The organism is Bradyrhizobium sp. URHA0013 (assembly GCF_000518345.1).
Taxonomy (GTDB): Bacteria; Pseudomonadota; Alphaproteobacteria; order Rhizobiales; family Xanthobacteraceae; genus Bradyrhizobium.
The window spans coordinates 326,816-353,751 of the sequence record NZ_KI912426.1; the positions used below are offsets into that span (position 1 = coordinate 326,816).

A 26,936-nucleotide genomic window follows, 5' to 3' on the forward strand; every position below is an offset into this window, starting at 1 on the left:
GAGGGACAGGTCCATACTAGAGCACAATTTCCGCCAGTCGAAATGATTCGCCCGATCACTCTCGAGGGTGGACATGGTCTCCGTTGCCACCTTGCCGCAAATGCCAATCCCTGTAAGCTGACGAAAAGCACAAAGGAAAGAGATCGATGGGAGGGGTTCTGGACGGCGTCCGGGTTCTCGATTTCGGGCGCTATATCGCGGGGCCCTATTGCGCGACCTTGCTGGCCGAATTCGGCGCCGAGGTCATTCGCGTGGAGAAGCGCGACGGCAGCGAGGATCGCTTCGTGGCGCCGGTCGGCGAAAACGGCGAAGGTGCGCTGTTCCTTCAGGTCAACCGCAACAAGAAGTGCCTCACGCTCGATCCGATGAAGCCGGAAGGGCAGGAGGTGATGCGCCGCCTGATTGCGACCGCGGACGTGGTCGTCGCCAATCTGCCGCCGCAGACCTTGCGCGCGATGAAGCTCGACTACGACTCGCTGAAGGCGATCAAGCCGGACATCATCCTGACGACCGCCACCGCGTTCGGCGGGCCGGGGCCATGGTCCGACCGCGTCGGCTTCGACGGCGTCGGCCAGGTGATGTCGGGCTCGGTGTACATGACGGGCGCCGGCGATCCGCCCTACCGGGCCGCGGTCAACTGGGTTGATTTCGGGACCGCGCTGCATTGCGCGTTCGGCACGCTCGCCGCGCTGATCGAGCGCGGCAAATCCGGGCGAGGGCAGATCGTCGAGGGCGCATTGCTGGCAACCGCCTTGTCCTTCACCAACGCGACGCTGATCGAGCAGGCCGTCATCAACGTCAATCGGGTGCCGACAGGCAATCTCGGCCAGACCGCGGCGCCCGCCGACATCTACCGCACCAGGGACGGCTGGGTCCTGTGCCAGGTCACGGGGCATCCGCTGTTCAAGCGCTGGGCGAAACTGATGGGCGAGGAGGAGGTCTGGCTGAACGATCCGCGCTTTGCCGACGACATCAGCCGCGGCAACAACGGCCCTGTCATCAGCGAGCGGATGGCGCGCTGGTGCGCCGAGCGCACCACGCAGGAAGCCGTCGACACCCTGGGCAAGGCCATGATTCCGACCGGCCCCGTGCTGAGCCCGCAGCAGGCGCTCGATCATCCGCACGTCCGCGCCGCCGGATTCATGCAGGACGTCGACTATCCAGGTCTGCCGAAGCCCGCACCGGTGGCGCGGGCCGCCGTCCGCCTGTCGGAAACGCCCGGCAAAATCGCGACGCGCCCGCCCACGCTCGGCGAGCATACCGATGTTATCCTGACCGAGCTCGGCTACGACAAGGCCGCGATCGCGGCGCTCCGGCAAGGCGGCATCGTCTAGCGGTGAACAATGGCACCTGCATGGCGGCTTGCCGTTGTGATCGCCGCGCTTTGCCGCAAGTTGAGCAATTTCTTCAACGCCCGGGCATCGGCGGGCGCCGCGCTCTTCTGGTCGTTGTCGAAATAGACGTAGACGTCGCAACCCTGTCGCTTCCAGGACTTGATGCGCCGCGCCCATTGCGCGAGCGTGGGTTTCGTATAGTGCCCGTGATAGCGCCCGCTTGGTCCGTGTCCGCGCACATAGACGAAATCCGCCGTGCGCTTCCACGGCGCGGGTGCGTCGTGATGGTCGGACAGGCACAGCGAGATGTTCTCGTCGGCCAGCATCCGCAAGATGCGCGGCTGATACCAGCTCGGATGACGGAATTCGAAACTGTAACGCCGCTTCCGCGACAACAGCTTGAAGAAGCCGGCGAGGCGGTCCGCGTCGGCTTCGAATTGCGGCGGCAGCTGGAACAGGATCGGGCCGGCCTTGCCGCCGAGCCGTGAGATGCGATCCTCGAGCAGCTCGAGGCTGTTCACCGAGCGATCCGACAGGCGCTTCCAATGCGTGATGAATTTCGAGGCCTTCCAGGCGAAGACGAAATCGCGGCCGGTCTGGTCTCGCCATCCCTTGACGGCCTCGGGCGTCGGGGTGCGGTAGAACACTCCGTTCAGCTCGGTGGTGTCGAACTGCCCGGCGTAATAGCTCAGCTGCTGCTTCAGCGTCACGCCCTCGGGAAAGAACGGGCCTCGCCAGGAGGCGTAATGCCAGCCGGAAGTTCCGATCAGAACGCGCGCCATGTTTGCAGTGTCCATCCGTTGCATTTGCCGGATGGGAACGTCCGTGCGGCCGATACGTTGCTCGTGAGCTTGATCAACGCAGGACCGGAACCGATGTACGCGCTGTTTGAAGGCAACAAGCAGATCGGCGACCCCTTTCCCTCCGAGAAGGAGGTGTGGGAAGCCGCATTGATCGAGGGGCTGGTGACCGACGTGCCGGTCGCGGACGAGGAGGGCGGCAGGCTTCTGCCCGCCGGCTATCACGTCGCGCAGGTCGAGGAGACGTTCGAGCCGAAGCCGGGCTGGAAGCTGCCGCGCGAGATCTCCTGAGCGGGCCTAGTTCGAGGCCAGCGCCGCCTTGGCGACTTCTGCCATCCAGCCTGATGCCACCGGCAGGATCGCGTCATTGAAATCATAGCGCGGGCCGTGCAGCTCGGCGCCATCACGCAATTCGCCATTACCGATCCAGACGAAGGCGCCGGGGCGCCGCGAGAGAAAGTGGGCGAAATCCTCACCGGCCATGCTGGGCGCGAGGTCGCGCCGCAACTCGGTCCGCACCTTGTCCGCGGCGAGGCGCGCGAGATCTGCCTCGGCCGGCGTGTTGATCACCACGCCGACGCCAATGACGATCTCGGGCGTCACCTTGACGCCGAAGCTCGTGGCAATCCCGGCGCAGATCTGTTCGATCCGCGCCACGACGGTGTCCTTCACCGCATCGCGATGGTAACGCAGCGTGCCGCCGATCGAGACGCGTCCGGCGATCTGGTTGCGTGCCGTGCCGCCTTCGAGCGTGCAGAGCGAGAGCACGGCGGTGTCGAGCGGATCGACGCTACGCGACACGATCGATTGCAACGCCACGATCAAATGGCCGGCCGCCATCACGGGATCGCGGGTCAGATGCGGCATGCCGGCGTGTCCGGCATGGCCGTCGATGGTGATGGTGACACGCCCGCCGGAGGCCATGACGACGCCGTCATGGACCGCGATGGTGCCGGCAGCAAGGCCCGGCCAGTTGTGAAATCCGAACACCCGCTGCATCGGAAAGCGCTCGAACAGCCCGGCCGCGACCATCGCGCGCGAGCCGCCATAACCTTCCTCGGCCGGCTGGAAGATGAAATCGACCGTCCCGCTCCAGCTGGTGTCGGCGGCGAGCAGCGCGGCGGCGCCGAGCAGCGAAGCGGTATGCCCGTCATGGCCGCAGGCATGCATCACACCGGGATTTTGCGAAGCGTAAGCCAGCCCAGTATCTTCGGTGATCGGCAGCGCATCCATGTCGGCGCGCAGGCCGACGCGGCCCTGGGCGTGCCCGCGCGTCAGGGTCGCGACGATGCCGTGGCCGCCAACCCCGGCCTCGAAGGAAATGCCGAGCTCGGTGAGCTTGTCCTGCACGAAGGCGGCGGTAGCTTTCTCCTGGAGGGACAGTTCGGGATGCGCATGCAAATGCCGGCGCCACGCGGTCAGTTTCTGGTGCAGCTTGGGTGTCAAGGCGGGAATCTCACAGCTTGTATGTCGGCCTCAACACCATAGCCGAATAACTGCAGCTTGCATCAGGCGTCAGCGAATGCCTCGCGTGCAGCAACGCGTCCCGCCTACGCCGACAGCTTCGCCAGCCCGTCCCAGTCGAAGCTGATGCCGTGGCCGAGACGGTCCGGCGCGAGCGCAAGCCCGTCCTCCAGCACCAGCGGATGCTCGATATATTTGTCGAGCCCAAAACCGTGCGCCTCCAGATACGAACGGTTCGGGCAGGCCGCGAGCAGGTGCACGGTGATGTCGTGCGCGCCATGGCTGGTGACGGGCAGGTTGAACGCCTCCGCAAGCCGCGCGATCTTCATGAAGGCGGAGACGCCGCCGCAATTGGTGACGTCAGGCTCGGGATAGGACACCGCGCCCGCGACGATGTAATTCTTGAACTCCCACAGCGAACGCAAATTCTCGCCCGCCGCGATCGGCACGCCACCGGCCTGCATGATGCGGACATGGCCCGCGACGTCGTCGGGAATGATCGGCTCCTCGAGCCAGGTGAGGTCGTAGGGTTGGAACGCGCGGGCGGCGCGGATCGCTTCCTCGACCGTCCATTTCATGTTGGCATCCACCATCAGCGGAAAGCCGTCGCCGAGATGCTGTCGCATCGCGGAGACCTTCGCTATGTCGGTTTTGAGATCGGGCCGGCCGACCTTCATCTTGATGGCGCGAAAGCCTTTGGCGAGATTGCCGTCGGTTTGCTCCAGCAGCGCCTCGACCGAGAGATCGAGGTCGATGCCGCCGGCATAGCAGGGCACGCGCGCATCGAACCCGCCGAGCAATCGATACAGCGGCAATTTCGCGCGCCGCGCCTTCAAATCCCACAGCGCGATGTCGAGTGCCGAAAGCGCCAGCACCGCCGGCCCGCCGCGGCCGCCGTAATGCAGCGCCCACCAGACCTGATGCCAGATCGCCTCGGTGTCATCGGCCTCGCGGCCCTCGACCAGCGGCGGGATTTCGCGCTTGAGGATGTCGGCGACGGCGCCGCCATTGCGCCCGACTGTGTAGGTGTAGCCGACGCCTTCGGCGCCATCGGCATCGTGGATGCGGCAGGTGATCAGCTCGAACGCCGCGATGTCGCCATGGGTCGAGTCGGAGAGCATGACGGGGAGGGGGATCCGGTAGAATCCGGTCTCGATGTTTGAAATGCGTGCCATGCGACCTCCCTGCGTTTTCTTTGCAGGCTAGGCCGGCGCGCACCGTCCGGCAAGCGCGCGCCGTGCAAGGCAGCTCACCGCATCGTTGCGAGCTGCACGGCCAGCGCGCAGGCGCGATCGTATTCGTCCAGATTGATCCACTCGTCGACCGTGTGCACCTCATTCTGGCCGGCGCCGAAGGTCACGGTCGGAACACCGTGGCGGACCATCCAGTTGGCATCGAGGCCGCCATTGGCGGTGCGAACGTTCGGCGTGCCGCCGACGGCGGACACGGCGTCCACTGCGCGTTTGACGACGGGAAGGTTGTCCTTCATGCGGAACGGGAAGTAATCGGTCTCGGCCTTGAACTTGACCTTGCCGGACTTGCCTTGCGCGTTGGTGACCTTCTTGGCCGCCTTCTCGAACGCGGCCTTGTAGGCTTTCGTGATCTCCTTGAAGAATTTTCCGTCATGGCTGCGGCTTTCCCCGCGCACATGCACGTAGTCGGTGACGACATTGGTGGCGTCGCCCGCAGGCCGCCCTTCGCCGCCGGTGACGGGGCCGACATTGCTGGTGCCTTGCTGCTTGCGCTTGACCACCTTGCCGAACCAGCCGCCGGCCTTCACATCGGCGAGCGCGAGGGCCATGATCATGGTCGATGAAATGCCGCGCTCCGGCGCGACGCCGGCATGCGAGGCGCGGCCGAAGATTTCCACGGTCCAGCGGTCGGCACCCACGGCGCCGATGACGACGTTGGAGGCCGAGCCGCCGTCATAGTTGAAGGCCATCACCGGCGAGCCGAGCTCGTCCAGCTTGACGTGGCGCGCGCCATAGAGCCCGCTCTCCTCGCGCACGCAGAACAGCAGCGTGATCGGCGGATGATCGAGTTGCTGCTTTTCGAGCTCGGCGGCCAGCGTCACCAGCACGCCGCAGCCGCACCGGTTGTCGCCGCCGAGGGCGGTCTTGGCGTCATTGACGATCTTGCGACCCGACTTCTTCGGCTTGGCGCCGGCGCAGAGCGGCACGGTGTCCATGTGGGTCATGAACATGATGCGCGGCTGGTTGTGCAGCGCGCCGCGGCCGGGCAGGTCGACGATGAGGTTGCCGGTCTCGGTCGGCACCGGAATGCGGGTATTGGCGTCGTCGAGCCGGATCGCCTTCGCCGGCACGCCGCTCTCCTTCAGCGCGGCCGTGAGCTCACGCCCGATCGCCGCCTCCTGTCCTGTGACGCCCTCAACGGCGAGAAAGCGCATAAGGCGGTCGGTCGCGGCTTTGGTGTCGACAGGCATGAGATATCCCCTTGATGCAGGACTCTACTCTATCGCCGGTCTTGGCGAGGTGTAGACCAAAAAGATCAGCGCGCCGATGCCAAGCATGGCTGCCATGAAAAGCAGCACCGCCGGCAGCCCCGCGAACGCCGCCACCGCGCCGGTGACCGACTGCATCAGCGCCGCGCCGAGGAAGAAGGCGAGGTTGATCGCCGCGAGCGCCTTGCCTGCCACTTGCGCGTCGACCAGCTGCCGCGACATGCCGAACAGCAGCGGCTGCGCCGAGGTCGCCAAGCCGATGAGCACGAACAGCACCAGGTCGTATTGCGGTGGCATCACGGGCACGCCGAACAACACGGAGACCGCGTAGTGCGGCGCCCCTAACGCCATCAGCGCCAGCAGCATTGCGCCGACCAGGTGCGTTCCCGCCACCAGCGCGCGGCGGCGGCCGATTCTGCGGTCGATCATGCCGACGAGAAGCGGACCGGCAATCATCGCCAGCGTGAACGCGCCGAGCTGGTTGCCGGCCTCGACCCGCGACAATCCCTTGACCTGCATCAGCCACGGCCCGCCCCACAGGCCGCGCAGCACCAGCGAGGTCGCAAGCGACACCAGCGCCAGCGCGATCAGGCCGCGCAAGGGCCGCGACAGTCCGAGCCTGAGCACCTCGATCATCTGCGACAGCGGCGAGGATTCGTCCTTGTGCTCGGCGGGCTGGTTCGGCACCAGGAGGAACACCGCGAGCGCCACGGCGACGCCGCCGAGCGCCGAGATCAAGAACCCGGCGCGCCAGCCGTAAGTGTCGACCACGAAGGCGAGCGGGCTCGACGACAACAGCATGCCGATATTGCCGATCGAGAGGATCGCGCCCGACCACAGCCCGAAGCGCGCGGCCGACAATTGCTTGGCCGCCAACGTCATCGGGCACATCAGCATGCCGGAGGTGGCAACGCCCAGCAGAACCTGACCGACGGCGAAGCTTTCGGGTCCCGACGCAAAGCCGGACGCGATGGCGCCGACCACGGTTCCCGCGAGCAGGCTCAGCGACACCGGCCGCACGCCAAAGCGATCCATCGCCGCACCGACCGGGATCTGCGCAGCCGCAAACGCGAACGGATAGACCGAGGTGAGGCTCGCCAGCGCCTGGGGTTCGATGCCGAAATCGGCCGCCATCAGGTCGAGGCTGACGGCGGGAATGGTACGCAGCAAGGTCGAGAGCATGTGCCCGCAGGCCAGCGCAAGCAGCGCAAAGATCAGCGCGCGGGTGGCTCCCGCGTCGTGGGTGGCGGCGGTGGTCATGGGCGTTGCGTCCCGAGAAGGTTTCGGGTGGGGTTACATGATTGGCGGGTGCATGCCAACATCGGGAACGCCATGCCCGCAATGTCATTCCCGCAATGTCGTGGATGCACAAGGCAACGGACGCGCAAGATCCTAAACGCGCAAGGCAAGCAGCATCATGTATCTCGGCATCGATCTCGGCACCTCCGCCGTCAAAATCGTTCTGGTCGACAACGCGCAGCGCGTGGTGGCGAGCCGCAGCCGGTCGCTTACGGTCTCCTCGCCGCGTCCCGGCCATTGCGAGCAGGAGCCGGCACAGTGGATCGAGGCGACTTTCGCGACGCTGGACGCGCTGAAGGCGGATCACGCGCGCGAACTGGCCGAGGTCGAGGGCATCGGCCTGTCCGGCCAGATGCACGGCGCGACGTTGCTCGACGGCAACCACACGCCGTTGCGGCCCTGCATTCTCTGGAATGACGGACGGTCCTTTGCGGAATGCGCCGAGCTGGAGCGGCGCTGGCCCGCCTTGCGGACGACGACGGGCAACAAGGCGATGCCGGGATTCACCGCGCCAAAATTGCTGTGGGTCGCCAGGCACGAACCGGAGATCTTCGCGGCGACAAAACTCGTGCTGCAACCTAAGGCCTATCTGCGCCTGGTGCTGACGGGCGAGGCGATCGAGGATGTCTCGGACGCCTCGGGTTCGCTGTGGCTCGATGTTGTCAGCCGCGATTGGTCGGATGAGGGGCTCGCCGCGACCGCGCTGTCGCGCCGGCAGATGCCGCGTCTGGTCGAGGGCTGCGCGCCGGCGGCACGGCTGCGGAGCGAGTTGGCGCAGCGCTGGGGCATGACCAGGCAATCGATGCTCGCCGGCGGGGCCGGCGACAATCCGGCGGGAGCCGTCGGCATCGGCGCCGTCAATCCCGGCGCAGCCTTCATTTCGCTCGGAACGTCCGGCGCATTGCTGGTGCCGACCAAGACGATCGCGGCCAACCCGGAGCGGGTCGTGCACACCTTCTGTCACGCCGTCCCCGACCGATGGATTCAGGCCGGCGCGATCCTCTCGGCGGCTTCGTGCCTGGCCTGGATCGCGCGGCTGTTGGGGACTTCCGAGGCCGACCTGTTGGCGCCGCTCGGGTTGCGCCCGAGCGCGCCGTCGCCGGTCAGCTTCCTGCCGTACCTCTCCGGCGAACGCACCCCGCACGATGACCCCGACGTGCGCGGCATGCTCGATGGCCTCAGTCACGCCACCGATCGTGACGCGGTCGTGCAAGCCGTGCTCGAAGGCGTCGCCTTCGCGCTTGCGGATTGCCGGGACGTGCTTGCCGAGACAGGACTGGCGATCGCGGAGGCCGATGTCATCGGCGGCGGTTCGCGGTCGCGGTTCTGGTTGTCGGTGCTGGCCAATGTCCTCAACATCCCCATGCATCGCTTTGCCGACGGCGAGACGGGCGCGGCGTTCGGTGCGGCGCGGCTCGGCCGCCTCGCCGTCACCGGTGAGGCGATCGACGCCGTCTGCACCGCGCCACGGCGCGTCGAGACGTTCGAGCCCGACGGCGCGCTTGCGCAGGCCTATGCCGAGCGGCTGCCGGAATGGCGCCGCCTGTACCGTCCGCGGCGCTGATCGCGATACGCGATGATGTGGCGAAGAAAAGGCATCACGCGCGAGATCGGTTCCGTCTGCAAAAGATAAAAGCAGCGCCGGACCGTTGGTCGGCATGCGGGAGGTATTGCCCTGCGCCACAACCTTTTGTTTAATGCTCGCACCCGCGCCGGGGACCAACGAGACGCGGGTGAGATTGCGATGCCGCCGTCGGCGCATCGGGGAGGTGTGATGAGCGAGCCCATCCTCGAGATGCGCCGGGTCTCTAAATCGTTCTTCAGCATCAAGGCGCTGCGCGACGTCGACCTCACCGTCTACGCGGGCGAGATCCACGCTTTGATGGGCGAGAACGGCGCCGGCAAATCCACCCTGATGAAGATCTTGTCGGGTGCCTACCGGCCGGACCCGGGCAGCGAAATCCGCATCGACGGCCAGCCCGTGCAGATCAGCGGCCCGCTCGGCGGCCGCGCGGCCGGCATCGCGATCATCTATCAGGAGCTCTCGCTCGCCCCCAATCTGAGCGTTGCGGAGAATATCTATCTCGGTCGCGAGGTCTCCCGCGGCGGCTTGCTGGCGCGCGAGGCGATGCAGGCCGGCGTCGGTCCGATCCTGGCGCGGCTCGGCGCGGATTTCACGCCGCAGACGCTGGTCGCCAATCTCTCGATGGGCCAGCGCCAATTGGTCGAGATCGCGCGCGCGCTGCACGCCCGCTCCAGGATCCTGATCATGGACGAGCCGACCACCGCGCTGTCGGCCGGTGAGAGCGAAAGGCTGTTCGCGCTGATCCGCCAGCTGCGCGCCGAAGGTCTCGCCATCATCTACATCTCGCATCGCATGGACGAGGTCTATGCGCTCGGCGATCGCGTCACGGTGCTGCGCGACGGCACGCTGGTCGGTTCGCTCGACAAGGCAGACATCCGCGCCGACACCATCGTCCGGATGATGGTGGGACGCGACGTCTCGTCCTTCTACAAGAAGGAGCATGATCCCAAGAATGAGGCGCGATCGGGAGCTCCCGTGCTTGCGGCCGTCGACGTCGCCGACGGCAGGCGCGTCAAGGGATGTTCGCTGACGGTGCATGCGGGCGAGGTCGTCGGTCTTGCCGGCCTGGTTGGCGCCGGCCGCACCGAGCTTGCGCATCTCATCATCGGCGCCGCGCCGATGGTCTCCGGCCATGTCGAGATCGAGGGGCGCGCGGTCTCGATCCGCACGCCGGGCGAGGCGCTGGACGCCGGCATTGCCTATCTCACCGAGGATAGGAAGGCGCTCGGCCTGTTCCTCGACATGTCCTGCCTCGACAACATCAATCTCGCGGTGCTCGGCCGCGATGCGAAATTCGGCGGCATCCTCGACCGCGACAAGGCCCGTGACCGCGCCAAGCGCGCGTTCGCGGGCCTCGGCATCCGTGCTGCGAATGTCGGTGTTCCCGCCGGCGGGCTCTCCGGCGGCAACCAGCAGAAAGTGCTGCTGTCGCGGCTGCTCGCGATCGGCCCGAAGATCCTGATCCTCGACGAGCCGACGCGCGGCGTCGACGTCGGCGCCAAGTCCGAGATCTATTCGATCATCGACAATCTCGCGAAGTCGGGCACCGCGGTTCTCGTCATCTCGTCCGACCTGCCCGAGATCATCGGCATCTGCGACCGCGTCATCGTGATGCGCGCAGGACATATCGCCGGACAGATCCGGCGCAACGCGACATCGCCGCTCAGTCAGGAGGAGATCATGGCCCTCGCCACCGGAACGGAGCAGCTCGATGCCTGAGAACGGCGCCTCCTCAAGCACCGCCCCCGTGGCGCCCGGTCTTGCCGCCGCGCAGGAGACGAAGCGGCAGCGGACGCGGATGATCATTCGCGCGGTCGGCATGCTGCCGGTGCTGCTGTTGCTGTGCATCGGCTTTCACGTGCTGTCGGACGGCCGCTTCTTCACCGGCCAGAACATCGGCATCGTAGTGCAGCAATCCGCGGTCAATACCGTCCTGGCCGCAGGCATGACCTTCGTTATCCTCACCGGCGGCATCGACCTTTCGGTCGGCTCCATCCTGGCGGCATCGGCGATGGCCGGGCTGATCATCTCCAAATTCCCCGATCTCGGGGTGCTGTGGTTGCCGGCCGCGGTGCTCACCGGTGCGGTCTTCGGCGTTCTCAATGGCGGCTTGATCGCGCTGATGCGCCTGCCGCCCTTCATCGTCACGCTGGGATCATTGACCGCCGTGCGCGGCGCGGCGCGCCTGCTCGGCGCCGACACCACCGTGTTCAATCCGTCGATCCCCTATGCCTTCATCGGCAACGGCGCCTTGACCCTCATTCCCGGCGTGTTGTCGATTCCCTGGCTCTGGGTGATTGCGTTGCTGGTCATCCTGGTGTCGTGGCTGGTGCTCAAGCGCACCGTGCTCGGGGTGCACATCTACGCGGTCGGCGGCAACGAGAGCGCGGCGCGGCTCGCCGGCATCAAGGTCTGGGCCGTGCTGATCTTCGTCTACGGCGTGTCCGGCCTGCTCGCCGGGCTCGGCGGCGCAATGCAGGCGGCGCGCCTCTATGCCGCCAATGGCCTGCAGCTCGGCCAATCCTACGAGCTCGACGCCATCACCGCCGTGATCCTGGGCGGCACCTCCTTTGTCGGCGGCATCGGCTCGATCTGGGGAACGCTGGTCGGCGCGCTGATCATTGCGGTGTTGTCGAACGGCCTGATCCTGATCGGCGTGTCCGACGTCTGGCAATATGTGATCAAGGGCCTGGTGATCATCGGCGCGGTCGCACTGGACCGCTATCGGCTGCAGGGCTCGGCCCGGACCTGAGAGCAAGAAATGCAGCCGGCACTGCGCCGTCATGTTCATTCCGTCACGGCAACTGGTCGCCGCGCCGGAGCTTCAAACAGACCAGGGAGGAAGCCAATGTTGAAGTCGATCTCGTTTGCCGGCGCCGCGATGGCGCTCGTCCTGAGCTCCGCGCCGTCCGGCGCCAAGGAGCTCAAGTCGATCGGCGTTTCGCTGGGTTCGCTCGGCAATCCGTTCTTCGTCGCGTTGTCGAAGGGCGCCGAGTTCGAGGCCAAGAAGACCAACCCCAACGTGAAGATCACCACCGTCGGCTTCGAATATGATCTCGGCAAGCAGGTCACCCAGATCGACAATTTCATTGCCGCGGGCGTCGACCTGATCCTGCTCAATCCCGGCGATCCCAAGGCGGTCGGCCCGGCGATCAAGAAGGCGCAGGCCGCCGGCATCGTCGTCGTCGCCGTCGACACCGCGGCCGAAGGCGCCGACGCCACGGTGACCACCAACAATGTCCAGGCCGGCGAGATCTCCTGCCAGTACATCGTCGACAAGCTCGGGGGCAAGGGCGACGTCATCATCGAGAACGGCCCGCAGGTCTCCGCGGTGATCGATCGCGTTGTCGGCTGCAAGAACGTGTTCGGCAAGAACCCCGGCATCAAGGTCCTGTCCAACGACCAGGACGGCAAGGGCTCGCGCGAAGGCGGCCTCACGGTGGCGCAGGGCTATCTGACCCGCTTCGCCAAGATCGACGCCATCTTCGCCATCAACGATCCGCAGGCGATCGGCACCGACCTTGCGGCGCGCCAGCAGCAGCGCACCGGCATCGTCATCACCGCGGTCGACGGCGCACCCGATATCGAAGCAGCGCTCAAGGACCCGCAGGCGACGCAGATCCAGGCCTCCGCCTCGCAGGACCCGTTCTTCATGGCCCGCCGCGCCGTGCAGGTCGGCGTCAACATTCTCAACGGCCAGAAGCCGGCGTCCACCGTCGAGTTGCTGCCGTCCAAACTCGTGACGCGCGACAATGTCGGCGAGTACAAGGGATGGACCTCGGACCGCTCGCAGTAGCAGGCGGAAGACGGCCGGCGCCGGATGCGGCGCTGGCCGGCTTGCGTGGCGTGGTGCTAGCTCGGCATGCAGCGGTTGACCGGGGCTGGGTCGACCGCTCTCTCGTTAGGCTCATGATCACGAGGTCGTAGGTTCAAATCCCGTCTCTCATCATAGTCGCAGGCTCGACCAGCCGACGTCCGCTTTTCGACACGAAGCGGGCCCCTGGCTTTCAATGCACCAGTTCGGCTTGTGACCCGTTGCGGACATCAGGCGCATCGTTACCAAACCGTCGATAGGCCCGGTCCGCATGTTCCTAATTGGAGGTGCCGAAGAGCAACTCGTTGAGCCATAGCAAAAGGACGCCTATAGCAAGGGTTGTAAGGAAAGCGAGCCCCAGCCACATCGATTGACGATATAAGACGTAGTACTCCTTTGAAAAATCGCTTGGCAGCGGCGTCCTGAGCGAGAACAGGCTGCCGCGCCGCTCCACATACTCACCCATCCTGAGAAACGAAGCGCGGACTCCCATAGCCAGGGTCACAACAGCACATCCCCAATCTACAGCGATTAGAAAATGAAGAAAGTCGCGGAGGACTTCACGCAGGAGGTGCATTGAAAAAAGAACCTTGGACGCCTGAATCGGCGGCCCTTTTCATATCAGGCCAGGCCCGCAATGTCGCCGGTTGGCCCAAGGCTGCCTAACTCAGTGCTCGTCCGAGCGTCGGCTGTCGAGGGAACACCGGAAGTGGCTCGAAGCGCCCTCGATCGCCGATTGTGACCCGAACGAGACATTGGCAGGTGACCTTCACACCTATAGCATGATGCGATGCACATCGATAATGAGATAGTTGATGCTTGGGGTTGGCGGGGGGTACGGCCACGTGCATTTGTCATGCAGAATGAATTTGGCAATGTGATCTTCACTGATGAAGACGGGCAATATTGGCGCATCTGCCCAGAGGAATTGACTTGCGAGGTTGTCGCGATCAACGGAGAGAACTTTGCAAGGCTGCAAGATACGGACGAATTCTTGAAAGATTGGACTATGCGCGAACTCGTTGAACAAGTTCGCACAATGTTGGGGATGCCAGATGCTCAGCGATGCTACTGCCTGAAAATCCCCGCCACCCTGGGCGGTGCTTACGCGCTCGCCAATATTGGAACTATCGATAGAGCAGAACTGATCTCATTCTCGGGCCACGTTGCGAAACAGATCAATGATCTTCCCGACGGAGCCCAGATCCGGCTAAAGATCACCGATTAAGCTTCAGAGTGTGGTACTCCCTTGTGCGCACTTCTACTGCTCTCCAAACGCCAGCCGTCGCTGAACGAGAAGCGAAAGCGCGTTTCCCATGGCTCCAATAAGTCTGCATTTGGCCCATAGCTGACCTGTCCCGCGCAGCCGATCCATAATCGCTTGTGACCCTTAGCGGACCTCGCGCCGCTTTGGCTCAGGTGCGGACATCAAGTTGTCGTCGGACAATTCCACCGGGGTTGCGCAGCGGCATCGTGTGTTGGTGGGTTGCGCCGCAGTGTCAATGCGTTACCACGATGAAATCCGTGTCTTTTCCCGTCTCCTGGCTAATTCCGTTGTCGGAAACAATCAACGAAGAGGCCGGCGTCAGGAGTTCAGAGATCTTCTCAACCGTATCCTGGGGCATTTCGATACGGTTGAGCGCAGCGCTGGCTTTGTCGGGTAACGGTCCCGGCGCGGTTTGCTTTGCTTCTCGCCGTTTCGTGGCAGCTTCGGACATACTGGGCAATTCCTCTGGAATCGACACGACGCTCCAGCGAATAGCCGTTCCCTCGTTCTGGAATTCCATTGCGGTAAACACGTGCGTTCCCAGCGGCTCCTCCGGATTTTCGATCTTGACCGGGACATCAAACAACGGCGTGAAGCCCTGACGCACGAACAGCTTGCTCAACTTGCGACTGACGAAGATGGAGATCGGGACGATCTTTTTGGGCACGCTTGCAGCGGGAGCCGAGCCCGGCTCCTGGAGACTGGCGGCTTCTGGAGTCTCGGCGTTTGACACCACTGATCCCTGCGTTGCCGCGGCTGCACCGATGCTCTTGGTTGCGACGGTGGCACTCTGGAATTCGGACGAACCGGACGCGGCTTTCGGTTGAAAAAGATGCGGATTGGTTATCTCGACCGGCTGGGCATCACCATGCGCAATGATCACGCGCGTGCCGCGCTTCGTGAGATGCCAGAGTCGAACGGCAAAATCATCTTTCAAACGGATGCAGCCGTGTGACGCTGGATGCCCAGGCACGACACCGGCGTGCAACGCTATCCCTGACCAGGTGATGCGTTGCATGTAGGGCATGGGGGCGGCGCTATAAATATTTGAACGGTGCCATCGTTGTTTGCTGATGACGCTGAAGACGCCGAGGGGCGTCGGATGCCCTTCCATTCCCGTGGACACCGAAGAGCTTGCAATCAGCGCCCCGTTGTCAAAAAGCGAGACCCGTTGGTCTGCTATCGAGATGATGATCTGGAGCGGGCCCTTCGGAAGGGGCTCGGGCCGAACGCTCTTCGCCGTTTCAGAGTTTGTCTGCCGATGGTGGTGCTTGTCTTTGTACGGAGCGTATTGGCTTCGCCAGAACGTGTGTTGGGGTCCAAACAGAAATTGAGCGTGTGCGATCCCCGCAGGGAGCATGAAAATGGCGAATACAGCGATTGATATCGCACGCTGCATTGCTGGTAATTCCTTAACGAACATCGCCCGGTCCCATAGGCGCGGTTCCATCGTTTCGAGACGATGCGCGAAGCCGAAGCCTGATGCGTCATTCTGACAGCGCACCAAGCCTCTCCTCCAAATCCGGTCGCAGTGGGTCGAAAATTGGACCGAGCTCACAATTAGCGTGGGAGTTGCCGCTGGAGACGGGCGCGATTGCTTGTGATCGACGCGTTGCAATGGGGCAACACGTTTTAGAAAAATCGACGAGTGGCCGTTTGTGCCATTGCGCGACCCACATTGATCCCAAGAATGATCCTCTTCGCATGCTTGGCTTTTCTACACGGCTCCGGTGGAGCCTATGGGGGCGACGGCATCATGAACCCGCGGCGACTTATGATAGTGGCGCCGACGTTTTGCGGAACGGTCGTTCTCGCGGGGTGGATCGTTGGCTGGCTGGCCGGCTTCGGTCCGGCCGGCTCCGAGAACGCCCGCGCAGTGACAGTCCAGGACCGCGCAGCATCTCTCGCCGCCACCGCGAGGCTCCCGGATGAACCGCAGGCAATCGCAATGGGCAACACCGGACCCGCGGACGCCGCTGTCGCTAGCGCCGAAGTGGCGACAGCCGCTGAGCCCGCGGCGGGGACGGCCACCGACACGACGGCGGCCTCGGATAAATCGGAATCGATCGTCGTGGCCGCGTTGCCCGGTCCGTCGCAAACGCTGTCGGCCCATTTACCGCCTGCGCAGGACTCGGTGGACTTGGGCCACCACGATGTCGCCCAGCCGGCGCCGACCACGTGCGGTGCATCCGGCGGTGCCTCCAGCACGGGGCCGCGGGATTTCCGGTATCTCATTTGTTATGTCTGGTCCGAACTGCCGCCTGCCGAGAAGCCGGCGGCGATCGTCTTGCGTTCGTTCAAGGACATCCCGGTCGGGACGCCGGTGGAAGAGATCAAGCGCGCGTCCGACGCTTTCGGTCTGGATTTCACTTTCATGAAGGCCGTGGCCAAGGTCGAGTCCGGTTTCGACCCCAAGCAGCGCACCGGGTCGTATATCGGGCTGTTCCAGCTGAGCAAATACGAGTTCGGAAAATTCGGCTCCGGAGACATTCTTAATCCCCGCGATAATGCCGTTGCGGCAGCCTACAAGGTCATCACGGAAGGCATTCTATTCCAGTGGGTGACGCACAGAAAGCCGGACTTGAACGATCTCTACCTGATCCATCAACAGGGCTGGGAAGGCGCCGCGGAGCACCTCAGCCAACCCAATCGCATCGCCTGGAAATCGATGTGCGCCACTGGCGAAGGCAGGGAGAAGGGCGAAAAATGGTGCAGGCGCGCGATCTGGGGCAATACGCTTCCGGCCGTCAAAGAGGCGTGGAAATCCGTGGAGAAGCTGACGTCGGAAGCGTTCGTCGGAATGTGGCGCGAGCGGGTTGCTCATTTCCAATCGAAATACATGGGCACCGCGACCGCCGACGCCGAGCGGGCGCAGGCGCCAGTGAATGTCCGTTGAGTGGTTAGCAGGAGTTGCCGCACCCGCGGGCGAGCGGGGCTTCACCGTCGCCGGTCGCGCGGATGCACTTTACATCGTCAACGACGCGCTCGGGTCGTTCTTGCTGCTAGCGAGGCCATCGATCAGGTGCTGATGATGTCTGCTTGTGGCCCGAAGGCTAAGTGTCCGGCACGCCGGCAGCTAGGGCCATAGCGGACATCGAGAATACGCGGGCAGATCGACGCGAATGACCCGAAGCGGAGCACCTTGAAAGTGAAGTCAAGTCATGATTCCGGGCATGAAGCATCGGACGCGCGGATGGCCGTCTATGTAATGCCTCCAGACCATTGTACGGCCGAAGCGGTTTGGTTCTGTGACAACCGCACCGTCAGGTACGAGCACCCATTCGCCGTCGATGAGGACGCGGTAACGGCCCCGACTGGACTCCCAATCGGCATCGGACACTATGTATCCGTCGGCATCGGTACAGCACTTTCCAAATTCGCTCTGCAAGCTTTCGAACCAAGACTTCAGCGGAGAATGGTCGTATCGGCCATCGTCGCGCGCAAGGACCGGCGTCAGGAGCAACGCTGACCCCAGCAACGATGCCGCAAGTTTCGCTGGAAACATCTGTTTGCCTCCGCGATATTCGCCCGCCGATCCGCTGGCTTGGTGCGGCTTAGGCTGGCAACCCGGAAACCAAGTCCGTTGCAACTGCCGCTGACGAGTGACGACAGCTACGATCGCTCGATGCTGTGATGGGACAGTTCATTCCCATCCCCACTGACGTGAGTCCGGAAGTTCGAGCGAAGGTTCAAATACAACAACGCTTCAACTAAAGGTCAGTGCAGCTGCTTCTTTGGCCTAGCCTGCCCTTAGCCGACCTCCAGGCTGGCGCCGAGCTTGTCGCTCATGACGGCGTAGCCGACCAAAGCCCTCACAGACCAAAGGAAATGACCCACGGTGGACGTCTGCAGGGCATCTGTTGCGGGTCTCTGCAAGCGTGTTCGTCAACAATGATTGCGATCTACGCTGGTCGCCCGCAACGTCTATTCGGCAACTCGCGACAGCTCCGCAAGGCGCTTCAACGCATCATCCAGCACGGCCTGGTCCTGCGTTCGTTCAGCGACCGCATCACGCGTGAATGCGCCATGCGTTCGCGCATTCTGATTTCCCTTCGGCGCGCCTGTTCTCCGTGCGCCGCCGTGCATGCGGCAGCGGACCTTGCCGTGCACGGCCGGCGCGCGGCAGGTGGTGCCGTTTCGCGTTTCGGCGCCACAGCGCGGGCTCGTCCACATCGCACGCGTGTTGCGAATGTGGTCGCCGCTCATGCATTGCTGCCTTGCCTGGATTCGGCGTGTTCGCACGCGCCGGCCTCACGCGGCGGGACCAGTCCTGCGGCTGTCGCAACGTTCGGCTCCGCGACGATCAGGCTCGCGTGTTGCGTCACGTTGCCCACGATCGCCCTGCCGCCATCCTGCACCGACAAGTTCCGGACCGTGATCGCACGCTCGCCGTTGTTGCGGTGGCGGCTGAGTGCCTCGATCTGGCTTGCGAAGGTGCGGGCCAGCCGGGTCAGCGCGCGTGTGAGGCTCTCCTGCTGCGGAATGTCATCGGTGAGGGCGAGGCGGCAGGCGGAGCGCATCGCTGCCGCGTGAACCGACGCCATCTGCACCGCGAGCATGGCCTCGATCGAGTCCTTCGGCGCGATGCTCTTCACCAGCGAGATCATGAATGCGAGATTGGCTTCATCGGGCTTGCGTCCAGTCATGCTGGCCTTCACCAATTGCTTGAGGAGGCCATGCAGCGCGTCGCGGTCGGCGGCGCCGAGCGCCTCGGCCAGCAGCCGTTCGCCGGCTTGGGGGTCGGCATGGAGGATCGCAATCCCCCGCTTGTAGAGCTTGATCCGCGGGCTCGCGTCGGGGCCGCTGCGATCGTTTGCCGCAACCGGCAGCGTGCCGTGGTGTTTCGCAGATGTCGTCATGTGCTGTGTCCTTTGCTCGCGCGGGCTCATTGCGCGCGAAATCGATCGCTCGCTGCGCGCCTGTGGGATTTTTGAGATTTCGATGAAGGGCTTACGCGCAATCGCCGCGAGCCCCCCGTGGTCGGGCGGCGTGGACGCTGGCGATTGTTGCGATGGTGGCATTCTGCCAGTGTTTTGCCCGACGAGTCAAACGGCATTACGAAGCGCGCAATCCTCGTTCGTGCCAATCCGCGTTCGTGCAAGTCCTTGTTCTTGCAGTTGCCGGCTACTGTGCATGGGGTTGTTTTCGCATTTTTTGTTTCGGAGGGGCCCTGACTTGCCGCGCGACGGAATGCCGGCGCGCAAACGCGATTGCGAAATCCGGCGCGCCCGCTCATCATGATGTGCGAATGCGCTGCGTCATGCCAAAGCGCCGCGAGCGTCTGGGGAGAAAACGAATGCAACGAACGCTTCGCCTGCTGGCGATCGTCGCCGGATTGTGCGTGACGACGGAGGCCCTCGCGCAGAAATATCCGGCGCGGCCTGTCAAGATCATGGTCGGCTTCAGCGCGGGCGGCCCGGTCGACGTCGTCGCGCGCATCGTCGCCGATCGGCTGAGCAACAAGCTCGGACAAGCCTTCGTGGTCGAGAACCGCGCCGGCGCCAACGGCATGATCGCCGCCGAAGGCGTCGCGCGTGCGGAAGGCGACGGCTACACGATGCTGGCCTGCAACTCCTCCACGATCACGCTCAACAAGACGCTCTTCAAGGACATCCGCTACGATCCGGAAAAGGACTTCGCGCCGCTCACCACCGTCGTGTCGGCGCCGCTCGTGCTGGTGGTCAATCCGGAGAACCCCAAGACGGCCAACATCAACACCGTCGCCGATCTCGTCGCCGCGGCAAAGGCTGCGCCCGGCGCGCTTGCCTACGGCTCGGGCGGCAACGGCAACCTCGCCCATCTCGCCATGGAGTTGCTCAGCCAGAAGGCCGGCGTCAAGATGATCCACGTGCCCTATCGCGGTGGTGCTGCGTCCGAGGTCGGCATCCTCGCGCAGGAGGTCCTGGCGGTGTTCGATCCCTTGTCCGCCGTGCCGCTGGTGAAGGCCGGCAAGCTGCGCGCGCTCGCGGTGTCCTCAGCCGAGCGGCTGCCGGCGCTGCCTGATGTGCCGACCGTCGCCGAAGCCGGCTATCCCGGCTTCGACATCTCGTTCTGGGTCGGCTTCTTCATGCCGAAGGCAACGCCCGCGCCGACGCTCGAGATGCTGCACCGGGAGATCGTCGCCGCCGCCAACGATCCGGTGTTACGGGAGCGGCTGGAGACGCAGGGCGTCGTCAGCGTGCTGAGTCCGGCTGAGTATGCTGCGAAGATCGCCAAGGAGACCAGGGAGCTCGCCGAAGTGGTGGCGGCGGCGAACATCAAGGCGGAGTAGCGCGTCTGCTTGGCGTGATGCCGACCACCTGAGCCAGCCGCTCGAGCAGCGGGCGCTGCCCCGCGTTGATCTTGTCGTGCGCTTCTGCGAGCGTGAACCATTCGGCACGGTCGACCTCGGGGAAGGTCTGGCGTTTGCCGCTGCGCGGCGGCCATTCCATCTCGAAACTGTTGCTGCGAATGCTGCGCAAATCGACGTCGAACTCGGCCGCGAACGCGGTGACGACCTTTCCGCCGCGCTGCTTGACCTGGCCAAGCGAAGTCAGCGGCACGGACAGCTCAAGTCCAAGCTCCTCGGCAAACTCCCGTCGCGCTGTGGTTTCTGCGTCTTCTTCGTCGGCATACTCGCCCTTCGGGACCGACCAGGCGCCGAGGTCCTTGTTGCGCCAGAACGGCCCGCCGGGATGAACGAGCAGGACCTCGATCTCCCCGCGCTTCCGATAGGCAACGATCCCGGCACTTTTCGAAGGCATCGCAGGTTCCGTGCAGGCAGCGCATTCGCCCGGGAAAAAGTGGAACAGACGGTTTTAGCGCAGGTTAATAGCCAACGCTTTAACCGAACAAGGGAGTGAACCATGATCCGCCTGTTGGCAACAACCGCCTTAGGGCTGGTGCTGGCGAACGCCGCCTTTGCGCAATCGCCAAGCAGCAACACCAAGTCCGACCAGACGCCGCAATCCCAGTCCAATTCCACAGCTCCGTCCAACACGTCGCCGTCTGGCGCAGCACAAACGCAGCAGTCGCCATCGCAGCCGCAGCAATCATCAACGCCGGGAGCGTCGACACAGAATACCCAGGCGACGACCCCGTCTTCCGGGTCGGCCAATTCCGGCTCCGGGACCAACGCCACCAACAGCGCGGACACGTCCTCCCGGCCGCCCAGCGGTACGGCAAACTCCAACACGGCCGGCAACCAGCCCGCCTCGCAGCAGAGCGCCAATCCGCCGGCGGCGAACTCGAACCAGACGCAGGATCGCTCCAACCCTCCGGCGAACACTACCAATCAGGCGCAGCAGGCGCCTGGTGCATCTGGAACCAACCAGGCCCAGCAATCGCCAAACACGCCGAGCAGCAATCAGGCGCAGGACCAGCGGACCGGTGCCAATTCACAGGCCGCCGCCCGCACTGACGTCAACCTCAACAAACAGCAGGAGACCAAGATCAGCGCGTCCATCTCCCATCTCAACGTGCGGCCGCTGACCAGCGTCAACTTCTCGCTCAACGTCGGCACGGTCGTGCCGCGCGATGTCCAGCTGTCGACGCTGCCACCCGACGTCGTCGAGATCGTGCCGCAATATCGCGGCTATAGCTTTGCGCTGGTGAAGGATGAGATCGTGGTGGTCGATCCGGCGACATACAAGATCGTGACGGTGCTGCCGTACTCTGGACAATCCACGGCGACAACGACGACGACGCGCGAGCGCAGCGCCAGCAAGTTTTCGGATCGCGACCGTGAAGTGATCCGCAAGCATGCGAAGACCCGCACCGAGGGACGGAGCGAACGACAGACCACCGGCAGCACTGCGCGGTCCGAGATTCACGTTGGTGACCGCGTTCCCGAGAGTGTCGAGGTCGAGGAATTCCCGAGCACCGTCTACCGGGACGCGCCCGACCTGCGCGAGTACCGCTACATTCACCGCGATACGCGGACCTATGTCGTCGAGCCCGGCGAACGCCGCATCATCGAGGAGATCGACTAGTCCACGAACCATCGGAAGCCGCTCCATCGAGCGGCTTCCGGATTTGCGCATCAGCCCGAAGATCGTTCGCGCGCTGCAAAACGGATGGCGCGGGCCTTCGTGCTCTTTCCCGCCGCGCGCGCGGCGATCATGCTGCGTGCCTTGCCCGGGGTGCTCTTTCGGATCAGGGACGCGAGCCGCTCGCGTGCGCGGCTGGCGGTCAATCGCGCCGCCAGTTGCTCTGCCTTGCGAATGATGGTCGTGACCGAGGGCGTCAGGTTCACCGGAACCCAGGCGACGTCTTTGGTCTTGGACAGGCTGCCGATGCCTTCGCATGGCGCCTCGCGCGGCAGGTCGATCCGGATCGCCAGGGCTTCCGCACGTTCGGTCCAGTCCTCGGCCCTGGTGCCGGTGATGATGCGGACATAGTCGCGTGTCTCACGCGGCAGCTCGCTCTCTTTGGCAAGCCATTTCTGGATCCGGCCGGGACCTGCGTTGTAGGCGGCTGCGGCAAGGCCGAGATTGCCGAAATCGTCGCGCAGCTTGCGCAGGAATTTGGCCGATGCCGGCAGCGCCTTCATCGCATCGAACGGATCATCCAGCCCGACCTCGGCTGCCGTTTCCGGCATGAACTGTGCGACGCCTTGCGCGCCGGCCTGGCTGACCTCGTTGGACTTGAAGCGGCTCTCCTGCCAGATCAAACGCGCGAAGAACGGCACGGGAATGCCGCTGGCTTCGGCAGCGCCACGAAGCGCGTGGCAGAAGCGCTCCGTCGGCGAAACCGGCGCCTGCGCGACGGGGTCGATCGTATCCGGCGGCTCGGGTGTCTCCTCATAGGCCGCGCGCGCATTGGCGAGCTCGAGGGCCTGCACGTTTGCAAGGAACAGCTCGACCACCGGAACAAGTGGCGCGGCCTGAGTGTTTTGAAGAACGGTGTGATCGAAAGCTGATGTTTGGCGGGACGCCGACGGATCGAAGTCGCACATCAGAATCATGAACGCGGCGCAAGCCGCGACGACAAATCGCATTTGCTGGAGCAACCTCGAACTGTGGGTGAACGGCCAGCGGTGCGCCGGCGATAAGGAGTTATTAACCGAGCGATTGCGGCAAAGCTGCGGTCTCGTCGGTTCCGCCGGTGTTACTACGGTGTTCCCGACGGGAAACTCTCTTCCCCGCGATTTTGCGGGCATGGCGAATTGGGACGAGCGAGATGATGCGGTGGATGCTTGGCGCGGTGATTTCGCTGTCGGTGATTTCTCCGGCGCTTGCGGGCAATCTCGATGCAGCAGCGGTAAACGACGCTGCGCGTCCCGCAAAGCAACCTGCTAGCGACAAGCTCAACGCATCGATCGTGAAGCTTCAGATTCTGCTCGATCGTGCCCGGTTCTCGCCCGGGGAGATCGACGGCAAGCTCGGCGAGAACGCGCACAAGGCGCTCAAGGCATTCGCTGAGCAGAACGCCGTTGCATCCGACAAAACGATCGTACCGGAGCTTTGGGACAAGTTGAATGGAGCGAACGAAGGCCCTGTCCTCGTCGAATACAAGATCACGGACGCGGATGTGAAGGGCCCGTTTCTGAAGGAACTGCCCGGCAAGCTCGATGACATGAAGCAGCTGAAGGCGCTGAGCTACACCAGTCCGCTCGAAGGGCTTGCCGAGAAATTCCACATGAGCGGAGACCTGCTTCGGACGCTCAATCCCGGCAAGTCCTTCGACAAGGCTGGAGAGACGATTACCGTTGCGAATGTCTCTGCACGAAGCGAGCTGCCAGCCGTTGCGCGGCTCGAGATCGACAAGAAGAACGGCACGCTGAAAGCATTCGACGGGGGCGGCACCCTGATCGCATTCTATCCCGCGTCAATCGGAAGTCCGGATCGTCCGACGCCGAGCGGTACGCTCAAGGTCACCAGCACTCACGAGAATCCGGTCTATCACTACAACCCCGACTACAAGTTCAGAAGCGTCAAATCGAAAAGGCCGTTCGATGTTCAGCCGGGCCCGAACAATCCGGTGGGAGCATACTGGATCGGCTTGTCCGCTCAGGGTTACGGCATCCACGGAACGGCGGAGCCTGACAGGGTCAGCAAGTCCGCGTCGCATGGCTGCGTCAGGCTGACCAATTGGGACGTGCGCGCGCTGGGCGAGCACGTCAAGCGCGGCACGCCGGTGGTCTTCCTGGATGCGCCGACGGACTCCTCGTCCAGGCAGCAGGTGAAGTCCGGCGGCAGGCGCGCCTCGAACTAGTCTTTAGGAAAATCCTTGCGCATCGCGATCTCGGCGGCATCGCCGGGCGATAGCACGGTCTGGTCGAACGCTGCTTGCGGCCTCGTCATGATATCGTACAGCGAGATGCCCTTGATCGGCTTGCCCATGAGCTCGCGGACGCAGTCGGCGAGTGTGCCGTTGTAGACGAGATAGGGCGGACCTCGATCCTTCTGCCTCTCGCCTTTCAGCGACGGCCACTTTTTCAGTTCGGCCGGCGCGTCATAGGCGATCGGCGATTTCTCTTTAAGCATGCGCTTGGCCCCTGAAGGCGCGGATAGCCCGGAAGCTAGGGCGGCCCGGTAAAACGCCTGTTAAAGAATTAGTTCAAATCAGCCGGCAACAAAGGCGAGCAGGGTGCCGTTCGCCTTGGCCGGCGGCGCGCAGATCGCAGACCCGCTGCGCACCGCTGCCGAACCAAGCGCCTTCTCGGTGGCCGCGAGATCGCCGCTCACAAGCACCAGGGCAGCGCCACCGCGTTCGGAAAGACCCGCGAGGGGCACGCCGGGATAGCGTTTGCCGAGCTGCTCCAGCGTCAAATAGACGAAATCGGCACGATCGCCACCGGAGGGTACGGTCACCGCGCCGTCGGCCTCGGCCTTCGGCTCGCGGTCGATCAGCCGCCCCAGATGCGCAGCTTCCTTCGCGGGCTCGGGCGTCGCGATCAACGTCTGCTTGATGCGCCTGGCCGCATTGGCGTGCTTCATCAGCTCGGGAATCCACACCGTGTCGCGCGTCTTGTGCTGGCAGGCGAAAATGCGCACGCCGCCGGGCGCTTCCGCGGTCGGCCACATGAAGGTGCGGAATTTCGCCGCCGAAACCGTGCCGTCAGGCAGCGTCACGGGCCGCTCGAAATCGGTCGGGCCGATCGGCTCCAGGCCGCGCGCGCGGATCTCCTCCGCGCCGGCGGTGGAATCGACCGCGGTGAAGGCGATGCGCTCGATGCCTTCGCCGCGCTTGTCGAGGAAGGCACGCGCCGGCGCGTTGTGCTCGGTCGCCGCGAGCACGCCGAGCAGCTCCATATAATCCGGGTCGAACATGATGGTGTAGTTGCCGGTGCCCATATGTGCGCTGTGAGTGCCGCGCGGCGAGATGGTGAAGCCGAGCTGCCGGTAGTTCTCGGCGGCTTTGTCGAGGTCCTGAACCATGACCACGGCGTGGTCGATACCGATGACGTTCTTGAGAGCCACTGTTCTTTCCCCGCATGCAAACTGGACCGCCGCTGGCGGCGCAAGTCCTGTCTACGCCGGATAAACGGTCAAGTCATTTTCAAATCGGCGGGACATGCGGAAAATTCATTCCGCGAAAGGCGATATCGACGCGCGATGGCGTCAGCGCGCCTGCTCGATATAGGCGGCGAGGATGGCGCGCTCCTCGCTGGTCATTTCGGTGATGTTGCCCGGCGGCATCGCATTGGACCAGGCGGCGACGCGGCCGATCAGGCGGATGTTGCGATGGATGTGCTCGGGCGCGTCGAGCAATATGCCCTTCGGCGCGGTCACGATGCCGGCCCAGACCGGCTCGGTCGCGTGGCACATGCTGCAGCGGGACATCACGATCTCCTCGACATTGGCAAGCGTCGGCTGCGCCGACAGCGCGCTTGTCTTGACCTCGCGCGGGCCGGCCGCCGAGAGGAAGAGGATCGCGATCACGCCGACGGCTGCGACACCCCACACCCACCACGGCGATCTGCGTCCGGCATGGCCCTCGTTGAAGAAATGACGGATCACGGGACCGAGCGCCAGGATGATGGCGACGATAATCCAGTTGAAGCGGGTGGCATAGAGCAGGGGATAGTGGTTGCTGATCATCAGCACGACGACAGGCAGCGTCAGATAGTTGTTGTGAACCGAGCGCTCCTTGCTTGACTTGCCGAGCTTTGGATCGGGCGCCTGCCCTGCGAGAAGGGCGGCTACGATCTTCTTCTGGTTCGGGATGATCAGCGTGAAGACGTTGGCGACCATGATGGTGCCGATGATCGCCCCGATCTGGTTGAAGGCGCCGCGCCCGCTCAGCACATGGGTGAAGGCGTAGGTCAATGCGACCAGGAACAGATAGCCGCCGATGGCGAAGGGCAGCTCGCGCTGCGCGAGCCCGGTACGGCAGGCGCCTTCATAGAGCAGCCACGCCAGCGCGAGGCTGCAGAGGCTGAACAGGCCGGCCTGGAATGGCGTGAGGTCGAGGATCGACCTGTCGACAAGGAACAAATCGGCCTCGAGATAATACACCAGCACCATCAGCGCGAAGCCGGACAGCCAGGTGGTGTAGGCCTCCCATTTGAACCAGGTCAGCTCGTCCGGCATCTGGGCGGGCGCGACCAGATATTTCATGATGCGGTAGAAGCCGCCGCCATGGACTTGCCAGGCCTCGCCTTGCACGCCGTCCGGCAGATCGGACCGGGGATGAAGGCTCAAGTCGAGGGCGATGAAATAGAAGGAACTGCCGATCCAGGCGATCGCGGCGACCACGTGCAGCCAGCGGAGCAGCAGGCTCGCCCATTCCGATATGATGGATCCCCACATGATCACCCCAACAGATGCGACCCCGATGCCGCAGCCTTGATGACCGCAACCGGCGGTCCCGCCCTTACAATGTGTCGCACCGATCAGCCGCATTTTCCAGTACGATGGGCAGCGGCTGATGCACATCGTGCGGGCATGAGCTGACGTGGGATTCGGCAGGTACTTGACGTGTCGCAGA

The 26,936-nt window shown here is 64.1% G+C and carries 25 protein-coding genes; 11 read left to right on the forward strand and 14 right to left on the reverse strand.

Features of this window, described 5'->3' with window-relative positions; genetic code table 11:
* Positions 1 to 146: 146 nt before the first annotated feature.
* Positions 147 to 1,334, forward strand: a complete 1,188-nt coding sequence (locus N551_RS0122185; protein WP_027568736.1) for a CaiB/BaiF CoA-transferase family protein — start codon at positions 147 to 149, stop codon at positions 1,332 to 1,334.
* Here N551_RS0122185 and N551_RS0122190 read toward each other — a convergent pair.
* A complete protein-coding gene (locus N551_RS0122190) occupies positions 1,331 to 2,116 on the reverse strand; it encodes a DUF72 domain-containing protein (RefSeq protein WP_027568737.1) in 786 nt (261 codons plus the stop codon). The two genes, N551_RS0122185 and N551_RS0122190, sit on opposite strands and share 4 nt — an antisense overlap.
* A gap of 93 nt (positions 2,117 to 2,209) precedes the next feature.
* Here N551_RS0122190 and N551_RS0122195 point away from each other — a divergent pair, with 93 nt between their 5' ends.
* Complete coding sequence (locus tag N551_RS0122195) at positions 2,210 to 2,425, forward strand: hypothetical protein (protein WP_007607539.1); 216 nt, start codon at positions 2,210 to 2,212, stop codon at positions 2,423 to 2,425.
* Between the two features lie 6 nt (positions 2,426 to 2,431).
* On the opposite strand, the gene N551_RS0122200 is transcribed toward N551_RS0122195, so the two are convergent.
* From N551_RS0122200 to N551_RS0122215, 4 genes are all read right to left on the reverse strand, one after another.
* Positions 2,432 to 3,580, reverse strand: a complete 1,149-nt coding sequence (locus tag N551_RS0122200) for an amidohydrolase (protein ID WP_027568738.1) — start codon at positions 3,578 to 3,580, stop codon at positions 2,432 to 2,434.
* Between the two features lie 104 nt (positions 3,581 to 3,684).
* Entirely contained in the window at positions 3,685 to 4,773 is a 1,089-nt protein-coding gene (locus tag N551_RS0122205; RefSeq protein ID WP_027568739.1) for a mandelate racemase/muconate lactonizing enzyme family protein, read from the reverse strand.
* Positions 4,774 to 4,847: 74 nt separating this feature from the next.
* Positions 4,848 to 6,041, reverse strand: a complete 1,194-nt coding sequence (locus N551_RS0122210; protein ID WP_027568740.1) for a M20/M25/M40 family metallo-hydrolase — start codon at positions 6,039 to 6,041, stop codon at positions 4,848 to 4,850.
* A 24-nt stretch (positions 6,042 to 6,065) separates the two neighbouring features.
* The gene (locus N551_RS0122215) at positions 6,066 to 7,319 is read right to left on the reverse strand and encodes an MFS transporter (protein ID WP_027568741.1); all 1,254 of its coding nucleotides are present in this window, start codon (positions 7,317 to 7,319) and stop codon (positions 6,066 to 6,068) included.
* Positions 7,320 to 7,476: 157 nt separating this feature from the next.
* Between N551_RS0122215 and xylB the strand changes: the two genes are divergently transcribed.
* From xylB to N551_RS0122245, 5 genes are all read left to right on the forward strand, one after another.
* Complete coding sequence (gene xylB, locus N551_RS0122220) at positions 7,477 to 8,922, forward strand: xylulokinase (RefSeq protein WP_027568742.1); 1,446 nt, start codon at positions 7,477 to 7,479, stop codon at positions 8,920 to 8,922.
* Between the two features lie 210 nt (positions 8,923 to 9,132).
* Complete coding sequence (locus N551_RS0122225; RefSeq protein ID WP_027568743.1) at positions 9,133 to 10,662, forward strand: sugar ABC transporter ATP-binding protein; 1,530 nt, start codon at positions 9,133 to 9,135, stop codon at positions 10,660 to 10,662.
* Positions 10,655 to 11,695, forward strand: a complete 1,041-nt coding sequence (locus N551_RS0122230; protein ID WP_027568744.1) for a ribose ABC transporter permease — start codon at positions 10,655 to 10,657, stop codon at positions 11,693 to 11,695. Before N551_RS0122225 ends, N551_RS0122230 begins: the two co-directional genes overlap by 8 nt.
* A 96-nt stretch (positions 11,696 to 11,791) precedes the next feature.
* On the forward strand, positions 11,792 to 12,739 hold the full coding sequence (locus N551_RS0122235) for an ABC transporter substrate-binding protein (RefSeq protein ID WP_027568745.1): 948 nt from the start codon (positions 11,792 to 11,794) through the stop codon (positions 12,737 to 12,739).
* 874 nt (positions 12,740 to 13,613) lie between these two features.
* Positions 13,614 to 13,985 carry a T6SS immunity protein Tdi1 domain-containing protein gene (locus N551_RS0122245; protein ID WP_197031181.1) on the forward strand — a complete coding sequence of 124 codons (372 nt, stop codon included), beginning with the start codon at positions 13,614 to 13,616 and terminating at the stop codon, positions 13,983 to 13,985.
* A gap of 271 nt (positions 13,986 to 14,256) precedes the next feature.
* Here the strand turns inward: N551_RS0122245 and N551_RS0122250 are convergent, their stop codons facing one another.
* On the reverse strand, positions 14,257 to 15,528 hold the full coding sequence (locus N551_RS0122250; protein ID WP_245287867.1) for a L,D-transpeptidase: 1,272 nt from the start codon (positions 15,526 to 15,528) through the stop codon (positions 14,257 to 14,259).
* Positions 15,529 to 15,798: 270 nt separating this feature from the next.
* Between N551_RS0122250 and N551_RS0122255 the strand changes: the two genes are divergently transcribed.
* A complete protein-coding gene (locus N551_RS0122255; protein ID WP_245287868.1) occupies positions 15,799 to 16,920 on the forward strand; it encodes a transglycosylase SLT domain-containing protein in 1,122 nt (373 codons plus the stop codon).
* Positions 16,921 to 17,178: 258 nt separating this feature from the next.
* Here the strand turns inward: N551_RS0122255 and N551_RS39420 are convergent, their stop codons facing one another.
* The 3 genes from N551_RS39420 to N551_RS0122275 all read right to left on the reverse strand — a co-directional run bounded on the left by N551_RS39420 (position 17,179) and on the right by N551_RS0122275 (position 18,883).
* Positions 17,179 to 17,529 carry a hypothetical protein gene (locus tag N551_RS39420; protein ID WP_081747933.1) on the reverse strand — a complete coding sequence of 117 codons (351 nt, stop codon included), beginning with the start codon at positions 17,527 to 17,529 and terminating at the stop codon, positions 17,179 to 17,181.
* A gap of 419 nt (positions 17,530 to 17,948) precedes the next feature.
* Positions 17,949 to 18,230, reverse strand: coding sequence for an HGGxSTG domain-containing protein (locus tag N551_RS0122270; protein WP_027568751.1), 282 nt, complete (start codon positions 18,228 to 18,230; stop codon positions 17,949 to 17,951).
* The gene (locus N551_RS0122275) at positions 18,227 to 18,883 is read right to left on the reverse strand and encodes a hypothetical protein (protein ID WP_027568752.1); all 657 of its coding nucleotides are present in this window, start codon (positions 18,881 to 18,883) and stop codon (positions 18,227 to 18,229) included. The genes N551_RS0122270 and N551_RS0122275 overlap by 4 nt, the downstream gene beginning before the upstream one ends.
* Positions 18,884 to 19,320: 437 nt before the next feature.
* Between N551_RS0122275 and N551_RS0122280 the strand changes: the two genes are divergently transcribed.
* Positions 19,321 to 20,295 carry a tripartite tricarboxylate transporter substrate binding protein gene (locus N551_RS0122280; protein ID WP_027568753.1) on the forward strand — a complete coding sequence of 325 codons (975 nt, stop codon included), beginning with the start codon at positions 19,321 to 19,323 and terminating at the stop codon, positions 20,293 to 20,295.
* Here N551_RS0122280 and N551_RS0122285 read toward each other — a convergent pair.
* Positions 20,282 to 20,767, reverse strand: coding sequence for an NUDIX domain-containing protein (locus tag N551_RS0122285; protein WP_027568754.1), 486 nt, complete (start codon positions 20,765 to 20,767; stop codon positions 20,282 to 20,284). The genes N551_RS0122280 and N551_RS0122285 overlap by 14 nt on opposite strands.
* A 102-nt stretch (positions 20,768 to 20,869) precedes the next feature.
* Here N551_RS0122285 and N551_RS0122290 point away from each other — a divergent pair, with 102 nt between their 5' ends.
* On the forward strand, positions 20,870 to 21,994 hold the full coding sequence (locus N551_RS0122290; protein ID WP_027568755.1) for a DUF1236 domain-containing protein: 1,125 nt from the start codon (positions 20,870 to 20,872) through the stop codon (positions 21,992 to 21,994).
* Positions 21,995 to 22,044: 50 nt separating this feature from the next.
* Here the strand turns inward: N551_RS0122290 and N551_RS0122295 are convergent, their stop codons facing one another.
* Positions 22,045 to 23,001: a lytic transglycosylase domain-containing protein gene (locus N551_RS0122295; protein ID WP_027568756.1), complete on the reverse strand. Its 957-nt coding sequence runs from the start codon at positions 22,999 to 23,001 to the stop codon at positions 22,045 to 22,047.
* A gap of 182 nt (positions 23,002 to 23,183) precedes the next feature.
* Between N551_RS0122295 and N551_RS0122300 the strand changes: the two genes are divergently transcribed.
* Positions 23,184 to 24,218: a L,D-transpeptidase gene (locus N551_RS0122300; protein ID WP_027568757.1), complete on the forward strand. Its 1,035-nt coding sequence runs from the start codon at positions 23,184 to 23,186 to the stop codon at positions 24,216 to 24,218.
* Here the strand turns inward: N551_RS0122300 and N551_RS0122305 are convergent.
* The 3 genes from N551_RS0122305 to N551_RS0122315 form a co-directional block, all read right to left on the reverse strand.
* Positions 24,215 to 24,490 carry a hypothetical protein gene (locus N551_RS0122305; RefSeq protein WP_027568758.1) on the reverse strand — a complete coding sequence of 92 codons (276 nt, stop codon included), beginning with the start codon at positions 24,488 to 24,490 and terminating at the stop codon, positions 24,215 to 24,217. The genes N551_RS0122300 and N551_RS0122305 overlap by 4 nt on opposite strands.
* 78 nt (positions 24,491 to 24,568) lie before the next feature.
* Complete coding sequence (locus N551_RS0122310; RefSeq protein WP_027568759.1) at positions 24,569 to 25,426, reverse strand: VOC family protein; 858 nt, start codon at positions 25,424 to 25,426, stop codon at positions 24,569 to 24,571.
* Between the two features lie 141 nt (positions 25,427 to 25,567).
* Positions 25,568 to 26,758: a urate hydroxylase PuuD gene (locus tag N551_RS0122315; protein WP_027568760.1), complete on the reverse strand. Its 1,191-nt coding sequence runs from the start codon at positions 26,756 to 26,758 to the stop codon at positions 25,568 to 25,570.
* Positions 26,759 to 26,936: the final 178 nt, after the last annotated feature.